The sequence below is a fragment of the Sulfuricurvum sp. RIFCSPLOWO2_12_FULL_43_24 genome (assembly GCF_001829605.1).
Classification (GTDB): domain Bacteria; phylum Campylobacterota; class Campylobacteria; order Campylobacterales; family Sulfurimonadaceae; genus Sulfuricurvum.
The window spans coordinates 1-20,976 of the sequence record NZ_MIBT01000052.1; the positions used below are offsets into that span (position 1 = coordinate 1).

Sequence of the window (20,976 nt, forward strand, 5' to 3'; positions counted from 1 at the left end):
CCGCTTTAAATCTTCATCTTCGTACAGTACGTAGATGAGCCCTAAAAGGTAAAACAACACCATGATTTCCGCAGAGATTGAGACGTTAGGCATTAAAAATAGTGGAAAGCTTTTCCATAATCTTGGTTACGATGAGTTGATTGAACATGAACTCGCAAACGGTGAATGTAAGCTAGCAAGCAGTGGTGCCACTATGGTCGATACCGGTATTTTCACCGGTCGAAGCCCTAAAGATAAATATTTTGTTGATAGTGACCCTTCGAACAAATACATTGCGTGGGGTGATGTCAACAAAAAAATTGATAAAGCAGTTTTTGATGAACTATTAGTCGTTGCTAAAGAACAACTCTCAGGCAAAGATCTCTACATCACCGACGTTTATTGCGGCTCAAGTGCTACCAGTAAGCGTTCTGTCCGTTTCGTCTCTGAAATCGCGTGGCAATCACACTTTGTCAAAAATATGTTTATCCGTCCTACTGCAACCGAGTTAGAAAGTTTTAAACCCTCTTTTACCGTACTCAACGCATGTAAAGCAGTCAATGAAAAATGGGAAAATCATGGTTTAAATTCCGAAGTTTTCGTCCTCTTTGATGTGGAAGCCAATCTTTGTATCATTGGTGGAACGTGGTACGGTGGAGAGATGAAAAAAGGGATTTTTTCAATGATGAACTATTGGCTTCCATTAGAAGGGAAGCTCTCAATGCACTGTTCGGCTAACGTCGGATCGGATGGTGATACATGCCTATTCTTCGGACTTAGCGGAACCGGAAAAACTACCCTCTCAACCGACCCAAAACGTGCACTCATCGGAGACGATGAACACGGTTGGGATGATGAAGGTGTCTTTAATTTCGAGGGCGGATGCTACGCCAAAGTGATCAATCTCGATCCATCCAGCGAACCTGAGATTCACAATGCAATTCGCCGTAATGCGTTGCTTGAAAATGTCGTTTTTAATGAAGACGGGATTGTTGATTATACCGACGGTTCTAAAACCGAAAATACCCGTGTCTCTTACCCAATTGAGCATATTGATAATCATCAGCCATCTCTTATGGCAGCACATCCTAAAAATATCATTTTCCTCTCTGCCGATGCATTCGGCGTATTGCCTCCGGTGAGTAAACTCACCAAAGAACAAGCGATGTATTATTTCCTCAGCGGATATACGGCCAAAGTTGCGGGTACTGAGCGTGGGATTACTGAACCCGTCGCAACATTCAGTTCATGTTTCGGTGAAGCATTTTTGCCGCTTCATCCAACCGTCTACGCAAAACTTTTAGGTGAAAAGATCGATGAACATGGGGTAAATGTTTACCTAGTGAATACCGGTTGGACCGGTGGAGGATACGGTGTCGGTAAACGTATGAGCATCAAAGATACCCGTGCGTGTATCAACGCTATCCTCGATGGTTCGATCAATGAGAGTGAATTTGATACGACCAACACTTTTGGATTCCATATTCCAAAAACGCTCGGTTCAATCGATCCGGTTATCCTCAATCCTCGTAATGCATGGGCTGATCGTGATGCTTACCTCGTTCAACGTGATAATCTAGCGGCGCTCTTCATTAAAAACTTCAAAAAATATACGGGCGGCGAGAGTGATTTCGATTACTCAGCTGCAGGACCGCAATTACCATAACTATATTTTTATACGCCAAGAGGAAGAAAGTCCCTCTTGGCTACGCTAACGCTAAGTTCTCTTCAGTAGAGTGCTCACGCGCAGTAAACCGCACTTCTTAATAAATTACAAAAACTTTCTTTTACGGTTCTACGAGTTTAAATGTCCCTGCCGTAGCATTGTATTCCCAGTAATCGTTTCCCTCAGGCTTATGGGCAATATTACGATCTTTGGTACTGGTGCCGTTCTTGGTTGCCGGTCCGTAATATTTCGCTCCAACCAATACCCAATCCCCGTTTTCCGTATTTTTCAAGATAGCATCAAGCGGATGAGATGCTGAACCTAGTGTCGCAGGATAGCCCGTAGCATTTAAGGGGGTTGTCGCGGTATTTTGTCCGTTTCCCCAATCAAAATCGCACGTATTGGTAATCCACTCTCCGTGAATGGCATCGAGTGCACTTTGGACTGATGAAGCGGTGGCAAGTTCGGAAGCGGATTTGGAGTTATCGGTGAGGTTGGCAAATTTTGGGATCGCCACTGCGGAGAGAATCCCGATGATAACAATGACGAAGATCAGCTCAACTAAGGTAAATCCAAGGTGAGCTAATCTTTTTTTCATAACTAATTTTAGAAATTAATTGTTTTAGATGTAGCAGTACCAGATGTATTCGTATCTTCAATACATTTAGATTTGCTCAAACTATCTTTAAATCCATTACATGTAAATGTATATGTTACTGTACGATTAGCACCGCTAAAATCAATTTTAGCTACTTCAGTTCCGCCTGGATTTTTATATGTATATGTTCCAGCACCTTGCGTAGCAGCATAAGACCAACCCTTACCTTTTACATCAACCAAATTACTAAGATTAGTATCTGAAGCATTTCCGTCTTCTAAATCAATTTCATTTACTGCAGCACTCGCAGCACTTGAGGCAGTATCGATTGTCGTTTTAATAACAGACGAAACCTCAGCATTTTGTTTAAGATTTTTGAATTTTGGAATGGCAACTGCTGACAATACTCCAATAATAACGATGACAAAGATCAACTCGACAAGGGTGAACGCATTACGTTTCATAGAAACTCCTGTGATTAGCGCTATATACGCATTTTTAAGATAAAACTATTATCGTCAAATAAAGCTTAAGCTTTAATGATAAAAATAGAGTTTAAACGAAATTGGAGGGAAGAGGTAACACAAGCCGTACGGCTCGTGTTTAGATTAACAAGAATAGGTAGATTTAAATTCGAATGCAGTCGGACGAGCTTCGTCAGGCCATACTTGTGTTTCAAATTTATAGTTTTGGTAAGTATCCAAGAATTCTGGAGTCATAACCGGTTGCAAGAAATCGTTATCACGAATCAATGATTCCAATGCACCACGGAGTGTGTGTGGCATTTGTTGAATCCCTTTTTCACGGATTTCATTCAACGTGAGTTCGAACAAATCTTCGTCCATCGGTCCAACCGGAACGGTTTTGTTTTTGATACCATCTAAACCAGCTAGCAACATTGCGGTAAACGCAAGGTATGGGCATGAAGTAGAATCCGGGAAACGCATTTCGATACGTGTCGCTTTTTCACCCGCGCCGTATGGAACACGGCAAGATGCAGAGCGGTTTTGGCTTGAGTAGGTCAAAATCGACGGTGCTTCGAATCCAGGGATAAGACGTTTGTATGAGTTGGTTGATGGGTTCGTGAACGCTGCAACGGCGCGAGCATGAGCGAAAACACCGCCTACATAATGAAGCGCTGTTTCAGAGAGGTTGCTGTAACCGCCCTCTTTGTAGAATGTATTTTTGCCGTCTTTCCAGATGGATTGGTGAACGTGCATACCGTTACCGTTGTCGCCATAAAGCGGTTTAGGCATAAAGGTAACCGTTTTACCGTTAAGGTGAGCTACCATTTTGATAACGTATTTAAGTTTTTGTACGTTGTCAGCTGCTTCAACCAATGTTCCGAAAACGATACCGATTTCACCTTGACCTTGTGCAACTTCGTGGTGACCGAGAACAACTTCAAGACCGACTTGTTCTAGCGCCAACATCATCTCAGCACGAAGATCAACCATAGTATCGATCGGAGCTACCGGAAAGTAACCCCCTTTTGTACGTGGGCGATGACCGGTGTTGAAACCGTCTTTGAAATCTTTCGCATCATTCCATGCACCCTCTTCAGTGTCTACTTCGTAGTATGAACAGTTTACTTCGTCGCGGATTTTAACATCGTCGAATACGAAGAATTCATTTTCAGGACCGAAATAAGCAACATCACCCACACCGGCATTTGCAAGATGCTCAAGCGCTTTTTTCGCGATAGCACGAGGACATTTTTCGTATGCTTGACCTTTGTAGATGTCATAAACATCACAAATAACGATAACGGTCGGATCAGCAGTAAACGGGTCCATAAATGCTGATTCAGCATCCGGTTTAAGCAACATATCTGAACGGTTGATCGGCTGCCAAGCATCGATTGAAGAACCGTCAAACGGAAGACCGCCTTCAAAATGACCTGCGTTAACCGCGCTCATACGATAGCTGACGTGGTGCCATGTCCCTTTCATATCGGTGAAACGAAAGTCAACGAACTGAACGTCATTCTCTTTACAAAAACTGAAAAACTCGTCGACACTATTTACGAATTTACCCATGCAAATCTCCTGGAAATAATTAAAGTGTAAGCAGTATAGCAAAAGTTCCCAAAAATTGGAGGGTAAATCATGATTAAAATTTAATCATTTCCCGATCACGTCCTCGGTAAAGGGCACACTTATTGTATCCGACAGAGCGTGCCAACGCTTCTGCCTCGCTGCTGTAAAGCCCGACTTGTTCTTTACAATGGGCATCCGAACCAAACGTTATCGGTATCTCCATCTCGGCAATTTGCTCTACCAAAAGCGGGGAAGGATACGCTTCGCCGATCGGTTTTCGATAGCCTGAAACATTTATTTCAATCGACATATCGGCTTTTTTAATCGCTTTTAACGCCCCTTCTGCCAAAGTCCGAATATCTTTGGTCGGAAGGAATTTAAACACCTTGAGTAAATCCAGATGCCCGACAATATCAAATCTGCCGCTTAATGCCATTGCTTCCACAAGTCCGAAATAGCGACGATAAATATCATCAATATCTGCCCCCGCGTAACGACCGATAAATTCGGGATTGTCAAATCCCCAATCGTCGATAAAATGGACACTCCCGATCAAATAATCGCAAGGACGCACCAAAACACTCTCATCCATATAGCCGGGAAGATAATCAATCTCGTACCCTAAGAGCACCGTAATGTTATCTGCATACTTCTCTTGGGCTTCTTTTATCCATGACTCATACAAACCCATCTGATCCAATCTCATCCGATAAGCAGGATCGTAGTGCATTGGAGCATGATCGGAAAATCCAAAAAACTCCGTACCGCACGCAATAGCAGCTTCTACATACTCATTTACGGTTCCCGTTGCATGGTTACACAAAACAGTGTGGTTATGGAGATCAACTTTCATCTATTTTCCTAAGTAAAAATAATGGTTTTAATGATATTATAGTGCAATTTTTTGTTAAGGTTATCGTTATGACGCAAGAAGAGTTAGATGCATTAATGAGCGGTGACATCGATTTGGATGAAACTTTCGAAGAGTCTGAGTCACCCATAGCCAAAGAAGAACTTTCCCCAGAAGATTCTGATTCAATAGACGCATACCACGAAACTGACCCCGACAAATACCGTGTATCTGCAATGAACAGTTGGCCGCCGCCACCGCCGACGGATGATAATAAAATGGTTCATCAGCTCGATGACGTCACCAAAGAGAGTGAGGAAAAAGCCTCAGAGATTTTTGATCTGATTGAGGGGATTAGCAATGATTTATCCGATGGAGAAAAAGATGTCAAAGCTATTCGAGCGGTTATTAACAGCAATATTGAACTTTTCACGACCCTAAGTGCCAAGTTTCCGCACGTCGAAGCGTTTAAAACACAATTAGAACAAAATAACGATGCAATGCAGCATCTGGATGCTATCCTCGAAAAGCTCCAAAACGGCGGTGACACCATTATGAATATCATGGATATTATGCAGTATCAAGATATTCATCGTCAAAAAATCGAGCGGGTTATCAACGTTATGCGAGCTCTTTCAACCTATATGAATCATCTGTTTTCCGGAAAAATCGATGATAGTAAGCGCGTTAGTTCTGCAGTGCATATCCATGGAGATACCACGACGGAAGATGTCGTCAGCAGTGATGATATCGAAGCATTACTTGCTTCATTCGGAAACAAATAACGCTATCGGAATACATCCCGATAGCTGCGTTAACACTGGGTTTCCTTCGGCAGGAAGCCCACGCACACTTGTGTGCTTTTTGATATAACCTCTAAACTTCATCTTAAGAAATACTTTTTTTCGATAAAATTCCTTAAAATTAAAATAGATCAGGTACCTTTTTTTGAAAAAAGTCGAGCTCCTCTCCCCTGCGGGGAACCTAGAAAAACTTAAAATTGCTATCGACTTCGGTGCTGACGCCGTGTATGGGGGAGTTAGCCACTTTTCTCTCCGTATCCGTTCCGGTAAAGAGTTCGATTTGGAGAGCTTCAAAGAGGGGATTGATTATGCCCATGATAAAGGTCGTAAAGTCTATGTGACGATCAACGGTTTCCCCTTTAACTCTCAGCTCAAACTTCTCAAAGAACATATTGCGACCATGGCATCGTTAGAACCCGATGCGTTTATCGTAGCAACCCCAGGCGTACTCAAACTCGCCCATCAGATAGCTCCTCACATTCCTCTGCATCTCTCAACCCAAGCCAATGTTATGAACGTCCTTGATGCACAGGTCTATTACGACATGGGGGCACGCCGGATCATCGCGGCACGGGAAATCTCTCTTAAAGACCTCAAGCAAATCAAAGAGGAGCTCCCCGATTTGGAGATCGAAGTATTTGTCCACGGTTCGATGTGTTTTGCCTACAGCGGCCGCTGTTTGATCTCGACACTCCAAAGCGGTCGTGTCCCCAATCGCGGAAGCTGTGCGAATGATTGCCGATTCCCCTACGAAATGTACGCCGCCAATCCTGAAACCGGGACCTTGTTTAAACTCGTAGAGGATGAGGGAATCGGTACGTATATCATGAATTCCAAAGATCTCAATCTCGCATCCCATATCCAAGAGATCATCGATGCGGGATGTATCGATTCACTCAAAATCGAAGGGCGTACAAAAGCCCCTTATTACGCGGCTATCACCGCCAAAGTGTATCGTCAAGCTATCGATGATTATTATGCAGGAACGTTTGATGGAGAGGCTTACCAAAAAGAACTCAATACCATGCAAAACAGAGGCTTTACCGATGCCTATCTGATTAATCGTCCTTTTGAGAAACACGACACCCAAAATCTCGATTTCTCTATGATGATGGGAACGCATCAGGTAAGCGGTATTGTCGATGAATCAGGAGATTTTTTCGAGTGTAAATACAAAACTTTCCCCAATGATATTATGGAAATTGTTGCCCCCTCAAATGCAATCATCGAAGCGGTTGACAATGAAATCGGTACTGTTGAAATGAAAGATGGGCAATGGTGTATATCTTTTAAACAGCTGCTCGCCGAAAACGGAAAAGTTTGGGATCAGGTCCACAGTGGGAATCTCAACCGTTTTAAACTCCCTATTAAACTGCCTGCATTTACCTTTTTCCGTATCCCTGCAACTGAGGATATGGGGATTGGAACGAAATGTTAATACACCCGTTCGCCCTGAACCTGTCGAATAGTACGTTCATGGTTCGACAAAACAAGGGTACCGCTCGCGAAGCGATGTTTCCTAGAGCTCACCACGAACGAAAATTTCAAACAAAAACCAAGGAGAAAAAATGAAATTCGTATCGATTATAATGGGGAGCAAAAGCGATTTCGATGTAATGAAATCGTGTTCAGAGACACTTGAAGCGTTTGGTGTTCAATACGAACTCATTATCTCATCCGCACACCGAAGTCCTGAACGGACCAAAGATTATGTACTCGCGGCAGAGACCAAAGGGGCACAGGTATTTATCGCAGCCGCCGGTATGGCAGCGCATTTGGCCGGTGTTCTAGCTTCTAAGACCATCAAACCGATTATCGGCGTACCGATGAGTGCATCTGCGCTATCGGGTATCGATGCTCTCCTCTCAACCGTACAAATGCCAGCAGGTATGCCGGTAGCAACCGTTGCTATCGGTAAAGCCGGAGCAATCAACTCAGCGTATTTGGCAATGCAGATTTTAGCGTTAGAAAACGAGGAGTTACGGATGAAACTCCAAGAAGATCGTATCAGCAAAGCAAAAAAAGTAGAAATGGATTCACTGGAGATTGAAACTATTTTATAGTTTCAAACGCCCTCCGACGGCGGGGCAAGCCCTTCGCCTTTGGTTCCGAACCTATCGAAGTGAGGTTACTCACCTCGATAACGGCTCTCATGATAACTCTGCGTTTTCTTCAGCAGAAGGCTCACGCACGCTTGCGTGCTTTACTCTTTTTTAACAAACTGGGTACGCGTTTTGCTAGAGTTGTTTAAAATAAAAAGGTGGTAGAAAATGCAAGGGCATTGGATGAGTATCGATGATTACGCTGGGATGACACAAATGGATCGCAGTGCCGTTGAAACGTTGATCGTCCGTGGCAAGCTGACTACAACTATCGAAGATGGAGAGGTATTTATCGATGCGGGTAAAGGGATGGCCGGAATCGTTCCGGTAACGCTTCAGGAGCTGAGCGCATCGCACGCCGATGTAACAATGGGAGCGAGTTTCGTCGAAAAAACGATCGGAACGATCATCAATCTCCATGAAAAAGTCCTCGGTGCTAAAGAGGAAACCATCGAATCGATTAAAAATGAGAATCTTTTTCTGAGGGAAGCACTTGGCTCTCTCCAAGAACTTTATGATGAAGATCGACGTACCATCGCAACCCTCACCGAGCAGCTCCGCCTTTCTCAACAAGAAGTTGAATTTATGCGACGTAAATACAAACTGATGTGGGGCAAAGTAATCGACGATCACGCCTCAGTATGACAATACAACCAGAATGTATTGCCTGCATCGCAGGTCAAAGTAAACGGGTTTGTGATGCAATTCATGCCAATGAAACGTTGACACATTCGATCGTTACCTATGTCGAAACAGCTCTAAAAGATGCCGATTTTACCCTCTCGCCACCCGTCATTGCCGCGCCGTTGTATGAAGGAATGGCAAAACTCGCCAATACACACGATCTGTACGAAGCGCAAAAACAACACGCCTCAGAACAAGCGAAAAACTATCTTCCTTTTTTATATGAGACCATCGAGCAGAGTGATAATTCCTTTCTCGCTACGCTCAAAACAGCGGTCGTCGGCAATGTGATCGATTTGGCCGCAGAGGTGAGCTTTGATCTTCATGATGCGATTATGTCGGTATTTCATACCCCTTTTGCTCATGATGATACCGAAGCATTAAGAGAGGCTCTGCGTAGTGCTAAAAGCGTTCTCTACATCGGAGACAATGCGGGAGAACACCTGTTTGATGCTTTAGCAATTGGGTTCCTCCAAAAACTTTATCCCGACATCGATGTTACCTATATGGTGCGCGGTAATCCGATTATCAACGATGTGACACTCAAAGAAGCTAAAGAAGCGGGGATGGATGAAATCTGTACGCTTGTTAACAGCGGTGTCCCTACCCCTGGATTTGTGTACGAACTCGCATCTTCTGAAGCCCAAAAGCTTTTTGACAGCGCTGATCTGATCATCGCAAAAGGGATGGGGAACTATGAATGCATGACCCCTATCCCCCGCAAAAACATCTGTTTTTTACTCAAAGTAAAATGCTCTGTTGTCGCACATTCACTGGATAGAAACATCGGAGATATCGTTTGCAAATTCGGATAACTTATCCTACATAAATCCGATTTTTCCCCTCTTCTTTGGCTCGGTACAATGCACTGTCTGCACGCCCTACCACATTCTCAATCCGATCTCCTTCACGGCTCTCACTGATCCCGAAGCTGCACGTGAGCGTATGGATATGGGGGAAATTGTATGCATTGACTACCTCTTGAATTTTATATGCCAGATGCTTTATCCCCTCAATATCCGTTTCAGGGCAAATAATCATAAACTCTTCGCCGCCCCATCGTCCTACGATATCAATATCGCGAATATTGTCACGTAAAATACGTGAAAGACGCACCAGTGTTTTGTCTCCGATTAAATGACCGTACGTATCATTTATCCGTTTGAAATTATCCAGATCCAGAATCATAACCGAATAGTTGCGCTGTAAACGCTGATAGAATTGATGACATTCCAACAGTTTGTCATCCAAACGCATCCGATTTGCAAGTTGCGTTAACGGATCTGTCGTTGCCATCTGTAACAATTGTTTATTGTATTTTCCCATCTCAAACTGTCGATAGACAAAGAACGCAATAATAAACAAAGCTCCAAAACTGATGCCGTACACCCAACTGTAATCAACTCTCTCTTGATAGGTAACGGCAATGTATCGGTTAAATATCTTTTGTCGTTCGGCTATTGTAATAGTATCAATCGCTTTATCGATAATCGATTTGAGCTGAGGATAATCATTTCGGATCATCATCCTAACGTCAAAGTTAAACTCGGTTGTCCCTGAAATTTTGAGATCCAAAAAATGATCGGCATTCATCAAATAAGCGACGACCGGTAAAATATCGACCACCGCATCAACTCTGCCGGAGCTCAGAAGCTTCAATCCTTCACGAGTATCTTCCACTTCAACGACAACAATTTTTGGGTATTTCGCCGAGATTCGTTCAATAATACTATACCCTTGCCCTATCGCAACACGTTTCCCCTCCAATGCATCAAGTCCCGGAATAAAGTCGATGGTTTTATCGGTAACTATGACATTTGGAAACGAAGCATACGGCTTTGAAAATAGTGCATACGCCTCTTTATCTTTTGAAATCGAGGTTCCCAATGTTACATCGGCTGTTTTGGTTTTAATCGAATCCAAAATAGCTCCCCATGTAGGAGAGGGGACAAACGCGGTTTCCATTCCGGTTCGTTCCACTATCAATTTCCAAAAATCAGCAGCAATCCCTTGCAGTTCATTTTGCTGTTCTGAAGAATGAAAATTAAACGGCGGCCACGCAAAGGTAGAGGTATAACGAATCGTATTAATGTGCAAAAAAGAGCGTTCATCGACACTCATCGCTACCGATAGATGGGCGACATCATCATAGATAAAACCTTCCAACCGTTTTTCGTTTTGAGGCACACCCATCACCCGATAAATATCCGATATTCGGCGAAATTTTTCAACCGTTATCGCCCCCAGAGGTTGATTGCCGTGATACGAGAGATCTTTGAGTACTTTCCCCTCATAAATCAGACTCTCCAACGATTTGTTTTGAGTGTTATAGCGTTCACGAATAAGCTGTGCCGTTTCAGGGATATGGGCAAAGGCGTATTCCCACCCTTTGAGCGTAGCGTCCACAAAGGCACGGACACGTTTTGGATGGTGACGCACTTCGTCTTCAGAAGTGAAAAGGATATCACTGTAAAAATCAAATCCGTACGCTTCGGGGCTGATGAGATTGGTCTCTATCCCTTTCTCTTTTAAAACATAAGGCTCATTCGAAATATAGCATGCCATTACGTCCGTTTTTCCGTTTGCGATATCGAGGGGGTTAAAGCTGTGTTCTAAAAATTTGAGCTGTCCCATCCGTACATCTTGAGAATTGAGCATTGCCCGCACCGAAATCGTGTCCTGAAAATCCTCCGTCATCATTATCCGCTTACCGATCAAATCACGAGGCGTTTGAATATCCAACGATTTTTTTGACAGGAGAATAAAGGGAGAACTTTGGAAAATAGCCGCAAGCGCAATAACATCTTTTCCTTTCATCCGATCTACCAGAAGGGAAGATCGTCCGATCCCATACGTGCTGCGCCCCGCCATCACCTCATCGACTGCGAGTTTTTTCGGATCAAATTTTTGGAGGGTTACATCGAGTCCGGCATCATGGTAAAACCCTTTTTCTTTGGCAACATAATATCCTGCAAATTGAAATTGATCCGCCCATTGGAGTTTTACCGATACTTTTTCAAGTGGCGGCTGAGCATATAATGCAGCAATGCATAAAAATAAGATAATACCATACCGCTTCATATTGCTCCCCCTTTATCAATTCCATTTATAATAGAGTTTATCGCTTTAAAAAATCCTTTGGAACACGGTTTTTGGTATAATGGCGCAATTTCTTTAATGGGACGACTATGATTACGTTCGGCGATATGCTTTTAAAACTTCAACAATTTTGGAATGACCAAGGGTGCGCAATTGTCCAGCCTTATGATGTTGCAGCGGGTGCTGGAACGTTTCATCCGGCCACATTTTTACGTTCACTCGATTCAAAACCGTGGTCAGTCGCCTATGTCGCCCCTAGCCGCCGCCCGACGGATGGTCGCTATGGTGAAAATCCAAACCGCTTAGGCAGCTACTACCAATTTCAAGTTCTTATCAAACCAAGCCCTGAAAACATCCAAGAACTTTATCTCAAAAGTTTAGAGTATTTGGGACTCAATCTCAAGGATCATGATATCCGTTTCATCGAAGATAACTGGGAATCACCGACGCTCGGAGCATGGGGACTGGGCTGGGAAGTATGGTTAAACGGAATGGAAGTGACCCAGTTCACCTATTTTCAGCAAGTAGGAGGAGTCGCGTGTGATCCGGTTGCTGTCGAGATTACCTACGGAACGGAACGTCTTGCGATGTATCTGCAAGGGGTCGATACGGTGTTTGACATCGTATGGAGCGAAAATAAATTCGGCAAAACCCTCTACCGCGATATCCATAAAGAGGGTGAAATCGAATTTAGTAAATACAACTTCGAAATTGCCGACACGGCCATGTTGTTTCATGATTTTGAATCCAAAGCAGCCGAGTGTAAACGATGCCTCGATGCAGAGCTTCCGTTGCCGGCGTATGATCTGTGCATGATGGCATCGCACACCTTCAATACTCTCGATGCACGCAAAGCGATCTCCGTCACCGAGCGGGCAAACTACATCCTTAAAATCCGTGAACTGGCACGCGGATGTGCCGAGTTATATAAGCTACAAGAGGAAGAACGGATACTCCGAGTCCGTTCTTAATCACGCCATCGAAGCAAAGCTCCGATAGCTACGTTAACACTTGGTTCTCCTCAGCGGAGTGCTTACGCACGCTTGCGTGCTTTTAGGTACAATCACCCATGCAAACCCTCATCGGTCAAATCGATCGGATTATCTACCAAAATAACGGTTTCTTTATCGCCGCACTCAAAAACGGCGATAAAATCAGTGCCCACTATTATGAAAGTGACGTCGATCACCTCAAAGACGCTGCTATTACCCTCAAAGGGTTATGGGAAGAACATTCTCAATACGGACGAACCTTTAAAGCCCATTCTCTCGTTGTCAATCAAAATGAACTCTTCTTTTTTCTCAATCGTGTTGTCAAAGGTTTTACCAAAAAACTCACCGCAGAGCTGATCGAACGCTACGGGAATGAAGGTTTGATCGATATTCTCGATAATGATATTGATCGGCTTAATGAGATCAAAGGGATGAATGAAAAACGTCTTGCCAAACTCTCTAACGGATGGAAGCAGTTTCGCTCTATGCGTCTTTTGGGAGAATTTTTGGCCCCATTCGGTGTTACTCCGGCCTTGCTTCAACTCATTGCCGGAGCTTTGAGGGAGGTGAAAGATCCGATCGAAGCGATTAAAAACAACCCTTACGGCCTGATGCGTATTAGCGGAATCGGATTTAAAAAAGCCGATGAAATTGCCCTGAACATGGGGGTCAAACGTGATGATGACCGCCGAATCGGTGCAGCGATGGAATATACCCTCAGCGAATACTGCGACCAAGAGGGGAACAGCTGTATCGATCGGCACGCTTTGTTTGATCGGCTCAATCTGCTCTTGGCACTCGACGTACAGGATCGATATGACGAAGCGCTTGAAGATCGCCTACGGGAGGGGAGCATTACCCTTCTGCCGAGCCTAAAGCTCTCTCCAACCCGAATTTATGAAGCCGAAACACTCTTGATAGAGCAATTTAAACGCCGAGGCAAAAATACTCGCGAACCTCTCACGGATGATTTGAAAGTATTTTGTGAAACCCATTCACTCACACTCGGAGAACAACAATACAAGGCATTGGAACTCATTAATCGTGGAACGGGACTCATTTTCCTCGTCGGTTACGCAGGAACAGGGAAAAGTACGACTGCCAAAGCACTCCTCGATCTTCTATCAACACGGCATGAACCGAGTCTGATTATGACCTGCGCACTAAGCGGTATCGCTTCCCAGCGGATACGCGAACGAAGCGGCTATCAAAGTGCCACGATCCAAAGCCTCCTCGTTCGATTTGAAGCACACGACACCATGCCCTATAAAGTGATCCTGATCGATGAAGCCTCGATGATAAACTCGTTCCTTTTTGCCAGATTACTAGCCAAAATTGAACGTGATGCGACCGTTATCATCGTGGGCGATGATGCCCAGCTTCCCCCGATCGGTGCGGGAAGTCCACTCAGTGATGCGATTGCTCTGAATCTTGCCCCGACCGTTATGCTCACCCAAATTTTTCGCCAAAGAGAGGAGCAGGCGATCGCGCTGATTGCCAATGATATTCGCAGAGGAATCATTCCGCAATATCGGGAAAGTTATGAAGATTTCACGTTCTTAAACGTTGATATCCCCAACCGCTATGCCCTCAAAAATTCTCTTAGTGCCCATGAGTTTGATGATGTACTCAAAACACACGCCCATAATATCCTTGCCGCTATCGCCGATGTAACCCTTCAATATCTCCCGCAGTCGCGTGAAAAACTCCAAGCCAAACAAATCCGCGAATATCTCAGCGCCTTTCAGGTGATCTCTCCGATGCGGGGCAATACACTGGGGGTGGATAATCTCAATCTCCTCCTCCAAGAGTATTTCAATCCCAATCCCAAAAAAAAGGTCAAAACCTTTAAAGGGGAATTTCGGCTCATGGACAAAGTGGTCCATACCAAAAATGAAAACCTCCCATCAACCACCCCTGAAGAGTTCAAAGAGGGGATAGAGGCGACCGAACGCCGTATCTTTAATGGCATGTGCGGACTCATCTTTCGACTCGATGATGAGGATGAGATTGCGTATGTCTATTATCCCAATGAAGAGGTGATCGTACAATACAAATATGAGCAGATAAGCGATTACCTGAGTCTATCCTATGCCCTGAGTGTCCATAAGGTACAAGGGATGGAATACAATACCGTCGTAATGGTTATGAGTTTTTCACACCATATCATGCTTAATACCAAACTTCTCTACACTGCGCTCACACGGGCAAAAGAACAATGTATCGTGATTGGAGAATCGGGAGCCTTTGAATCGGCATGCCGACGGCTGGAACACACCAAACGCTCTACTGTCATGCAAGAGTTGGAATTGGCCAGAGGATAAAAATTTTCCTTTAGCTAATCTGTGCTAGAATTTTCATTCTAATCCATAAAAGACAAGGATTCACTATGAAATCATTACTAATCTCTGCCCTTCTCGCTTCGAGCATAATGGGTGCTTCACTGACTGATGAGGCTAAAAATGCAGGTTTAAAACCGATCCCCGCAAACCAAAAAGCGATTGAAAAGCTCACTTCGAACTCTAAAAATCCTACAACCGCCGCAAAAGTTGAACTTGGGAAAATGCTCTATTTTGAACCGCGCCTCTCCAAAAGCGGTTTAATCAGCTGTAACACCTGTCACAACCTTGCAACCGGCGGAAGTGACGGAATGGCTTCAGCGATCGGGCATAAATGGACTTCCAATCCCCATCATTTAAGCTCACCAACCGTTTATAACGCCGTATTTTATAGCCAACAGTTCTGGGATGGACGGTCCCCTCACCTCGAAGACCAGGCTCAAGGACCAATCCAAGCAGGACCGGAGATGGCAGCGCCGAAAGAGTTCGTAGAGGGTGTCGTCAACTCTATTCCGGCGTATGTCACTGCATTCAAAAAAGCGTACGGTAAAGAGGTCAAAATTGATTTTGCCAAAGTAGCGGACACGATTGCGGTATTCGAGCGTACTCTTGTTACCCCTTCTCGTTACGATGATTTCCTAAACGGTAAGAAAAATGCGTTGAGCAAAGCGGAGCAAAAAGGGCTGAAAACCTTTATCGACAAAGGGTGTGCAACGTGTCACAACGATATCGCTTTGGGTGGAACAATGCAGGCATTCGGTGCTGTGGCTCCGTATAAACACATGAACGTCGGAGATTTCAAAGGAGACAAAAATGGAATGGTACGTGTACCGACACTCCGTAACGTTACCGAAACTGCTCCCTATTTTCACAACGGTCAAATCGCAACTCTCCCTGAGGCGATCAAAGAGATGGGTCGTATCCAACTCGGTGTTGATTTAAGCGATAAAGAAACGGAAGAGATCGAAACCTTCTTAAAAGCGCTAGAGGGTAAAAAACCGACCGTTGTTTATCCGATGTTGCCGGCTTCTACCACTAAAACACCTAAAGTAGATGTCGTTAATAACTAACACTGTCAAATAGTGAATAGATCCCGTGTCGTAGCACGGAATGACCGCTTTGTCATCCTGAACTAGATTCAGGATCTGAGATTGCGGATTAAGCCTGCAATGACTTTCACCTACACTCTATACCTGCAAACTCTTCTCTGTATTTGTCGCACTCACTTTTCACTATTTGTAAAATATGCGGTTTTTTAGCTCCATCCAACCACTCTAATACTGTTCTCAGAGGAACCTCATCCATTGCCGTACATCCCGATGTAGGAGCTTTATTACTTTTGTTAAGATGGATAAAGATACACGAACCCCGGCCGCGCTGAGCCGATGCGTTATACCCGATGACTGCACCGTAGCGATAAACACCATCATTCCGGCGCATCACTTCATAACTGGAGGGGAGAGCACTTTTGTCATAAATACGGAGGATTTTGTTATAGCGCGAATCATTGACATCATCCACACAGTAGAGATTTTCATCCGCATGCCAATAAGGAAGTTTAAACGTCGTATTGTGGTCATACCCGAAAGTCGATGTTATGGGAAATAAACCGGCAGGTGATCTGCCGTCTCCCTCATTCTTGAGCGGTTCTTTGAATGCAACGTATCCTAAACCGCTTCGACCTAAAGTAACGGGAATTTTATCTCCGATTTTAACCCACATATTTTGCTTTTCATACCTCTGCAAGGAAGCGCTGGTCGCGTTTAGCTCCGGTGCAAGAACAACTATAAGTTGCTGCGATGCAAAGAGCGCAGAGAGCGCACAGGAAAGGAAGAGGGTAAAAATTATTTTCAACATATCATCGTTCTTAGTTTATTTTAAAGTTAGGTAGTATAGCATATAGAAAATTTGGCAGAGTGAGGCACTTGATGAGTATTACGGTTCGTAAAGCATCCGAGGCGGATATTGACATCATTGCTCAAGCATTACTGGAGAGTTCACGGGGAGGGAAGAGAATCGGGTTATTTGATCTGGTGTTCAATACCTCAGACAATGATCTCCTCCTCAAACATCTGAAAAATCTATCCCTGACTACGACCAAAAGCTATTGCCATTTTTCGAATTTTTTTATCGCTGCTGTCGGAGGGACAACCGTTGGAACAATTTGCGGATATGAACCCCGTATTGCAACCCATGAAATCTTTTCCAAAGCACTCGAAGAGATCGGGTTTGATGAAACCTATCACGAACGGATCGCAGCCTATTTGCTGTGTGAGGGTGAAGTGGACAATAAAACCTTTGTATTGGATTTTATGCTGATTAAACCCGAATTTAAAAGTTTTGACGCTTTTAAAGAACTCATCGGAAAAAGTATGCTCACTGCACGTCTCAAAGGGTACCGAAAAGTTCAAACCTCCGTCGAGATCGGTTCCGTTGAAACCGAGATGATTTATAAAAAACTCGGGTTTACTGTGATCGATGAAAAACGGAGTGAATACTACAAAGAGCAATTCGACCGTGCCGGTATTATGCGGCTTCAAATGATATTGTAACCGCTAATAGTCTTGGGCATACCGCCGATAGAGTAGCCGTCGGGATGTATTCCGATGGCGTTTAAAAGGATTTAAAATAGAATATGGAATTTTAGGGTTACTCCCTCCGCTTATTGCCATCTTCCTTGCTTTTTTTAGCCGTTCTGTATTTATCGCATTGGCTATGGCCGTGATCGTAGGTGAAGTTATTATTGCTGATTTTCACCCTCTCAATGCTGTTTTTCTGACATTAGAGCGTTTTGGTGCCCTGCTCAGTGAAGGGTGGGTTCTTAAAACCCTCGCTTTTGCGATCATGGTCGGTTCCGTTATGGCTCTCATCGAGCGTAGCGGCGGAGTCAACGGGCTGGTCCATGAACTGAGTGTAAAGCGTTCATGGGTCAAAAGCAAACGGGGCGCTCTGATGCCGAGCTTTATTGCCGGTATCGTCGTTTTTATCGAATCTTCTATCACTTCACTTGTCGCCGGAGCCATCGGCCGGCCCTTTTGCGACCGTCACGGTATTTCACGTGCCAAACTGGCATTCGTTTGCGATTCTACCTCCGCACCGGTGTGTTCACTCATCCCCCTGAACGGATGGGGAGCACTGCTGCTCGGTCTTATCGGGGGGCAAATTACAGCAGGCCTGATCGCGGGTGAAAGCGCTACTTGGCTGGTTCAATCGATCGCTTTTAATTTTTATGCGTTCATGGCACTTATTGTTACGTTTATCGCAATATGGTATGAGATCGATATAGGTCCTATGCGTCATGCCGCTATTATCCCTCCAGAGATCGAATGCGAGGATGCCAAAGGAGACCTCGGCCTCTTTTTATGGCCGATGGTATGGATGATAGGAGGGGTAATCGTTCTCATGCTCATTACCGGAGGGGGAGATATATTTAAAGGCTCAGGCTCTACCTCTATTTTTTATACCCTGCTCATAACCTTAGCTTTGATGTGGGGGTATTATCGATTTAAAAATGCGCTTACTACCACGGAATTTTTCGCTTCTGCCATGGCTGGAGCACGCACCATGACCCCGATCGCCATGATTCTCCTTTTTGCTTTTGCCATCGGAGGAGTCAGCTCCGATATGGAGGTAGGACAATACCTCGCCTCTTTTATCGGTGATTATCTCCCCTCGGCCTATCTAGCCGGAGCAATATTTGTTTTAGCGGCGATTATTGCGTTTGCGACGGGGACGAGCTGGGGAACCTTTAGTATTATGCTCCCGATCGCGGTTCCCTTGGCAGTTGGACTTGATGCACCGGTTGCCCTTGCTATGGGAGCGGTAATATCGGGAGGGGTATTCGGCGATCACTGCTCTCCTATCTCAGATACGACGATCATCTCGGCGATGGCAAGCGGATGCAGTGTTCAGGAACATACCCGCACCCAACTCCCCTATGCGCTTATTGCTGCCGTATTTTCATTGATCTTATTTATCGGTTTCGGGATTTTCCTCTCATGATTAAAGCTTCTCTTCTCCTCCTCGAAGACGATCCGAATCTCTCTGAAGGTGTCAGCGAATACCTCGAAGAGCAAGGGTTCAGCGTCCAATGTGCTTATGATGCCTCTTCCGCCGAAGATCTCCTTTATGAGCAGAAATTTGATCTATTACTCCTCGATGTCAATGTCCCCGGAGGGGATGGGTTCTCTCTCCTTAAAGCAAGTCGTAAAGAGGGGAACTCCACTCCCGCTATTTTTATCACCTCTCGCAATGCGATGAGTGACGTCGAAGAGGGGTTCGAGAGCGGCGGGGATGATTATATCCGTAAACCTTTCGCCCTCAAAGAGCTGCTGCTGCGGATTCAAACGATCTTAAAGCGCAATTTCTACCATAATCCTACCGATGCCCTCTCATTATCGGATGGTATTACCTACGACATCGACAACCAACTATTGAGCATCAACGGAGAAATTCAAAATCTCCATCTCAAAGAACACAAACTGCTCAAACTCTTTATTCAGCACCGCAACGAGCTTCTCACCCATGAAATGATCATGGAACATCTGTGGGATTATGATGAGACTCCGAGTGACGGAAGCCTCCGTACCTACATCAAGACGCTGCGTAAACTTCTCGGAAAGGATTCCATTGTCAGCCACAAGCGCCTCGGGTATCAATTTCGCTAAATACCGTACCCTTAGGAGTTTTTTAGCCCTCTATGGAGTAATGAGTACCCTTATCTTGGCATTGATGGCAATACTGCATTATGAATCGATGAAAGCTCAGATGCTCTCGTCCCACCGTCTTGCGATGCAATTGGAGAGTGAGGGGTACGTTCCACGATTAAAAACATGGCTTGAAAGCGGCCATGATCTCAAAACGTTTCCGACCGACCTCGCCTATAAAACCGCCCTCTACGGATATGACAAAGACCTTCTTGTCGGAAATTTGCACCAAAAACATTATGATTTCAGTGAAAATATCGCCCTTCACAAAGGGTATATTCATCTCATCATCGCCCTATCCCCTTACGGTTTAGGAGAATACTATCTGGTGTTTGAAACCCGTGATGATGAACTGTGGCGACATCAGGCCCTCGTTAATTCACTGCTCTTCGGCTCGATCTTATTTTTGATCCTCGGAGTTATCGGGTTTAGTCTCTCACGGATGTTTTTACGCCCCATGAATGAAGCGATTGCTCTGCTCGATGATTTTATCAAAGACACCACCCATGAGCTCAATACCCCCGTCAGTGCAATCCTCACGAATATCGAAGCGCTTCAAGATTCCGAACTACCGCTATCGGCGGCAAAAAAGCTGAAACGGATTGAAATCGCCTCCCGAACGATCTCAACGTTGTATGATGATCTCACCTACCTCATCCTCAACCACGATTTGGCCGTTGAGAATACAACACTCGATCTTTCTCACCTCTTGCATGAACGAATCGAATATTTCCGTCATCGAATCGAACAAAAAAAGATTGCCCTCACCCTCCGAATCGATCCATCAATCACCCTTTTCATCGATACCACCAAAGCAACCCGCCTCATCGATAATCTCCTCTCCAATGCGATCAAATACAACAAAATGGAGGGACATATCGCCATTCATCTCATGCACGGCAGCTTGTGCATCGAAGATAACGGAATCGGAATCCCCTCAGAGATGATCGATCGTGTATTTGAACGCTATACACGGGCGGATAAAAGTGTCGGAGGATTTGGAATCGGGCTGAATATCGTGGCGATGATCGCGAATGAGTATAATTTGAACATTGCGATTGAATCGGAAGAGAAAATAGGGACGAAGATTTGCGTCGAATGGAAAGATAACCATTGATG

The 20,976-nt window shown here is 44.6% G+C and carries 19 protein-coding genes; 13 read left to right on the plus strand and 6 right to left on the minus strand.

Features of this window, described 5'->3' with window-relative positions:
- The first annotated feature begins 61 nt into the window (after window positions 1-61).
- Window positions 62-1,645 carry a phosphoenolpyruvate carboxykinase (ATP) gene (pckA, locus tag A3G19_RS05090; protein ID WP_015654498.1) on the plus strand — a complete coding sequence of 528 codons (1,584 nt, stop codon included), beginning with the start codon at window positions 62-64 and terminating at the stop codon, window positions 1,643-1,645.
- A 121-nt stretch (window positions 1,646-1,766) separates the two neighbouring features.
- Here the strand turns inward: pckA and A3G19_RS05095 are convergent, their stop codons facing one another.
- From A3G19_RS05095 to A3G19_RS05110, 4 genes are all read right to left on the minus strand, one after another.
- Window positions 1,767-2,243, minus strand: coding sequence for a type II secretion system protein (locus A3G19_RS05095; protein ID WP_294870945.1), 477 nt, complete (start codon window positions 2,241-2,243; stop codon window positions 1,767-1,769).
- Between the two features lie 8 nt (window positions 2,244-2,251).
- Window positions 2,252-2,707, minus strand: a complete 456-nt coding sequence (locus tag A3G19_RS05100; protein ID WP_015654500.1) for a prepilin-type N-terminal cleavage/methylation domain-containing protein — start codon at window positions 2,705-2,707, stop codon at window positions 2,252-2,254.
- A gap of 144 nt (window positions 2,708-2,851) precedes the next feature.
- Window positions 2,852-4,282: a type I glutamate--ammonia ligase gene (glnA, locus tag A3G19_RS05105; protein WP_015654501.1), complete on the minus strand. Its 1,431-nt coding sequence runs from the start codon at window positions 4,280-4,282 to the stop codon at window positions 2,852-2,854.
- A 73-nt stretch (window positions 4,283-4,355) separates the two neighbouring features.
- The gene (locus A3G19_RS05110) at window positions 4,356-5,135 is read right to left on the minus strand and encodes a histidinol-phosphatase HisJ family protein (RefSeq protein WP_294870946.1); all 780 of its coding nucleotides are present in this window, start codon (window positions 5,133-5,135) and stop codon (window positions 4,356-4,358) included.
- A gap of 68 nt (window positions 5,136-5,203) precedes the next feature.
- Here A3G19_RS05110 and A3G19_RS05115 point away from each other — a divergent pair, with 68 nt between their 5' ends.
- From A3G19_RS05115 to A3G19_RS05135, 5 genes are all read left to right on the plus strand, one after another.
- Entirely contained in the window at window positions 5,204-5,917 is a 714-nt protein-coding gene (locus A3G19_RS05115; protein ID WP_294870989.1) for a chemotaxis protein, read from the plus strand.
- Window positions 5,918-6,080: 163 nt separating this feature from the next.
- Window positions 6,081-7,373, plus strand: a complete 1,293-nt coding sequence (locus A3G19_RS05120) for a peptidase U32 family protein (RefSeq protein WP_015654504.1) — start codon at window positions 6,081-6,083, stop codon at window positions 7,371-7,373.
- 130 nt (window positions 7,374-7,503) lie between these two features.
- Window positions 7,504-7,998, plus strand: a complete 495-nt coding sequence (purE, locus tag A3G19_RS05125; RefSeq protein ID WP_015654505.1) for a 5-(carboxyamino)imidazole ribonucleotide mutase — start codon at window positions 7,504-7,506, stop codon at window positions 7,996-7,998.
- A 207-nt stretch (window positions 7,999-8,205) separates the two neighbouring features.
- Window positions 8,206-8,682, plus strand: coding sequence for a DUF3972 domain-containing protein (locus A3G19_RS05130; RefSeq protein WP_015654506.1), 477 nt, complete (start codon window positions 8,206-8,208; stop codon window positions 8,680-8,682).
- Window positions 8,679-9,536: an ARMT1-like domain-containing protein gene (locus A3G19_RS05135; protein WP_015654507.1), complete on the plus strand. Its 858-nt coding sequence runs from the start codon at window positions 8,679-8,681 to the stop codon at window positions 9,534-9,536. Before A3G19_RS05130 ends, A3G19_RS05135 begins: the two co-directional genes overlap by 4 nt.
- A gap of 1 nt (window position 9,537) precedes the next feature.
- Here the strand turns inward: A3G19_RS05135 and A3G19_RS05140 are convergent, their stop codons facing one another.
- Window positions 9,538-11,802 carry an ABC transporter substrate-binding protein gene (locus A3G19_RS05140; protein WP_294870947.1) on the minus strand — a complete coding sequence of 755 codons (2,265 nt, stop codon included), beginning with the start codon at window positions 11,800-11,802 and terminating at the stop codon, window positions 9,538-9,540.
- A 107-nt stretch (window positions 11,803-11,909) separates the two neighbouring features.
- On the opposite strand from A3G19_RS05140, the gene glyQ reads away from it, so the two are divergent.
- The 3 genes from glyQ (at window position 11,910) to A3G19_RS05155 (ending at window position 16,221) form a co-directional block, all read left to right on the plus strand.
- Window positions 11,910-12,791, plus strand: coding sequence for a glycine--tRNA ligase subunit alpha (gene glyQ / locus A3G19_RS05145; protein ID WP_294870949.1), 882 nt, complete (start codon window positions 11,910-11,912; stop codon window positions 12,789-12,791).
- A gap of 98 nt (window positions 12,792-12,889) precedes the next feature.
- On the plus strand, window positions 12,890-15,136 hold the full coding sequence (locus A3G19_RS05150; RefSeq protein ID WP_294870952.1) for an AAA family ATPase: 2,247 nt from the start codon (window positions 12,890-12,892) through the stop codon (window positions 15,134-15,136).
- A 65-nt stretch (window positions 15,137-15,201) separates the two neighbouring features.
- The gene (locus tag A3G19_RS05155; protein WP_294870955.1) at window positions 15,202-16,221 is read left to right on the plus strand and encodes a cytochrome-c peroxidase; all 1,020 of its coding nucleotides are present in this window, start codon (window positions 15,202-15,204) and stop codon (window positions 16,219-16,221) included.
- Between the two features lie 106 nt (window positions 16,222-16,327).
- Here A3G19_RS05155 and A3G19_RS05160 read toward each other — a convergent pair whose 3' ends face one another.
- Window positions 16,328-17,008, minus strand: coding sequence for a L,D-transpeptidase family protein (locus A3G19_RS05160; RefSeq protein WP_294870957.1), 681 nt, complete (start codon window positions 17,006-17,008; stop codon window positions 16,328-16,330).
- A gap of 71 nt (window positions 17,009-17,079) precedes the next feature.
- On the opposite strand from A3G19_RS05160, the gene A3G19_RS05165 reads away from it, so the two are divergent.
- The 4 genes from A3G19_RS05165 (at window position 17,080) to A3G19_RS05180 (ending at window position 20,974) form a co-directional block, all read left to right on the plus strand.
- Window positions 17,080-17,703 (plus strand): hypothetical protein, encoded by a 624-nt coding sequence (locus A3G19_RS05165; RefSeq protein WP_015654513.1) that lies wholly within the window; start codon window positions 17,080-17,082, stop codon window positions 17,701-17,703.
- Between the two features lie 163 nt (window positions 17,704-17,866).
- Window positions 17,867-19,153: a Na+/H+ antiporter NhaC family protein gene (locus A3G19_RS05170; RefSeq protein ID WP_015654514.1), complete on the plus strand. Its 1,287-nt coding sequence runs from the start codon at window positions 17,867-17,869 to the stop codon at window positions 19,151-19,153.
- Window positions 19,150-19,818: a response regulator transcription factor gene (locus A3G19_RS05175; RefSeq protein ID WP_015654515.1), complete on the plus strand. Its 669-nt coding sequence runs from the start codon at window positions 19,150-19,152 to the stop codon at window positions 19,816-19,818. Before A3G19_RS05170 ends, A3G19_RS05175 begins: the two co-directional genes overlap by 4 nt.
- Complete coding sequence (locus tag A3G19_RS05180) at window positions 19,781-20,974, plus strand: HAMP domain-containing sensor histidine kinase (protein ID WP_041192448.1); 1,194 nt, start codon at window positions 19,781-19,783, stop codon at window positions 20,972-20,974. The genes A3G19_RS05175 and A3G19_RS05180 overlap by 38 nt, the downstream gene beginning before the upstream one ends.
- Window positions 20,975-20,976 lie beyond the last annotated feature (2 nt).

What these genes read in the sequence shown, in the direction of transcription:
- pckA (WP_015654498.1), top strand. Translation starts at nt 62, where the DNA reads ATGATTTCCGCAGAGATTGAGACGTTAGGCATTAAAAATAGTGGAAAG.
- A3G19_RS05095 (WP_294870945.1), bottom strand. Translation starts at nt 2,243, where the DNA reads ATGAAAAAAAGATTAGCTCACCTTGGATTTACCTTAGTTGAGCTGATC.
- A3G19_RS05100 (WP_015654500.1), bottom strand. Translation starts at nt 2,707, where the DNA reads ATGAAACGTAATGCGTTCACCCTTGTCGAGTTGATCTTTGTCATCGTT.
- glnA (WP_015654501.1), bottom strand. Translation starts at nt 4,282, where the DNA reads ATGGGTAAATTCGTAAATAGTGTCGACGAGTTTTTCAGTTTTTGTAAA.
- A3G19_RS05110 (WP_294870946.1), bottom strand. Translation starts at nt 5,135, where the DNA reads ATGAAAGTTGATCTCCATAACCACACTGTTTTGTGTAACCATGCAACG.
- A3G19_RS05115 (WP_294870989.1), top strand. Translation starts at nt 5,204, where the DNA reads ATGACGCAAGAAGAGTTAGATGCATTAATGAGCGGTGACATCGATTTG.
- purE (WP_015654505.1), top strand. Translation starts at nt 7,504, where the DNA reads ATGAAATTCGTATCGATTATAATGGGGAGCAAAAGCGATTTCGATGTA.
- A3G19_RS05130 (WP_015654506.1), top strand. Translation starts at nt 8,206, where the DNA reads ATGCAAGGGCATTGGATGAGTATCGATGATTACGCTGGGATGACACAA.
- A3G19_RS05135 (WP_015654507.1), top strand. Translation starts at nt 8,679, where the DNA reads ATGACAATACAACCAGAATGTATTGCCTGCATCGCAGGTCAAAGTAAA.
- A3G19_RS05140 (WP_294870947.1), bottom strand. Translation starts at nt 11,802, where the DNA reads ATGAAGCGGTATGGTATTATCTTATTTTTATGCATTGCTGCATTATAT.
- glyQ (WP_294870949.1), top strand. Translation starts at nt 11,910, where the DNA reads ATGATTACGTTCGGCGATATGCTTTTAAAACTTCAACAATTTTGGAAT.
- A3G19_RS05150 (WP_294870952.1), top strand. Translation starts at nt 12,890, where the DNA reads ATGCAAACCCTCATCGGTCAAATCGATCGGATTATCTACCAAAATAAC.
- A3G19_RS05155 (WP_294870955.1), top strand. Translation starts at nt 15,202, where the DNA reads ATGAAATCATTACTAATCTCTGCCCTTCTCGCTTCGAGCATAATGGGT.
- A3G19_RS05160 (WP_294870957.1), bottom strand. Translation starts at nt 17,008, where the DNA reads ATGTTGAAAATAATTTTTACCCTCTTCCTTTCCTGTGCGCTCTCTGCG.
- A3G19_RS05165 (WP_015654513.1), top strand. Translation starts at nt 17,080, where the DNA reads ATGAGTATTACGGTTCGTAAAGCATCCGAGGCGGATATTGACATCATT.
- A3G19_RS05170 (WP_015654514.1), top strand. Translation starts at nt 17,867, where the DNA reads ATGGCCGTGATCGTAGGTGAAGTTATTATTGCTGATTTTCACCCTCTC.
- A3G19_RS05175 (WP_015654515.1), top strand. Translation starts at nt 19,150, where the DNA reads ATGATTAAAGCTTCTCTTCTCCTCCTCGAAGACGATCCGAATCTCTCT.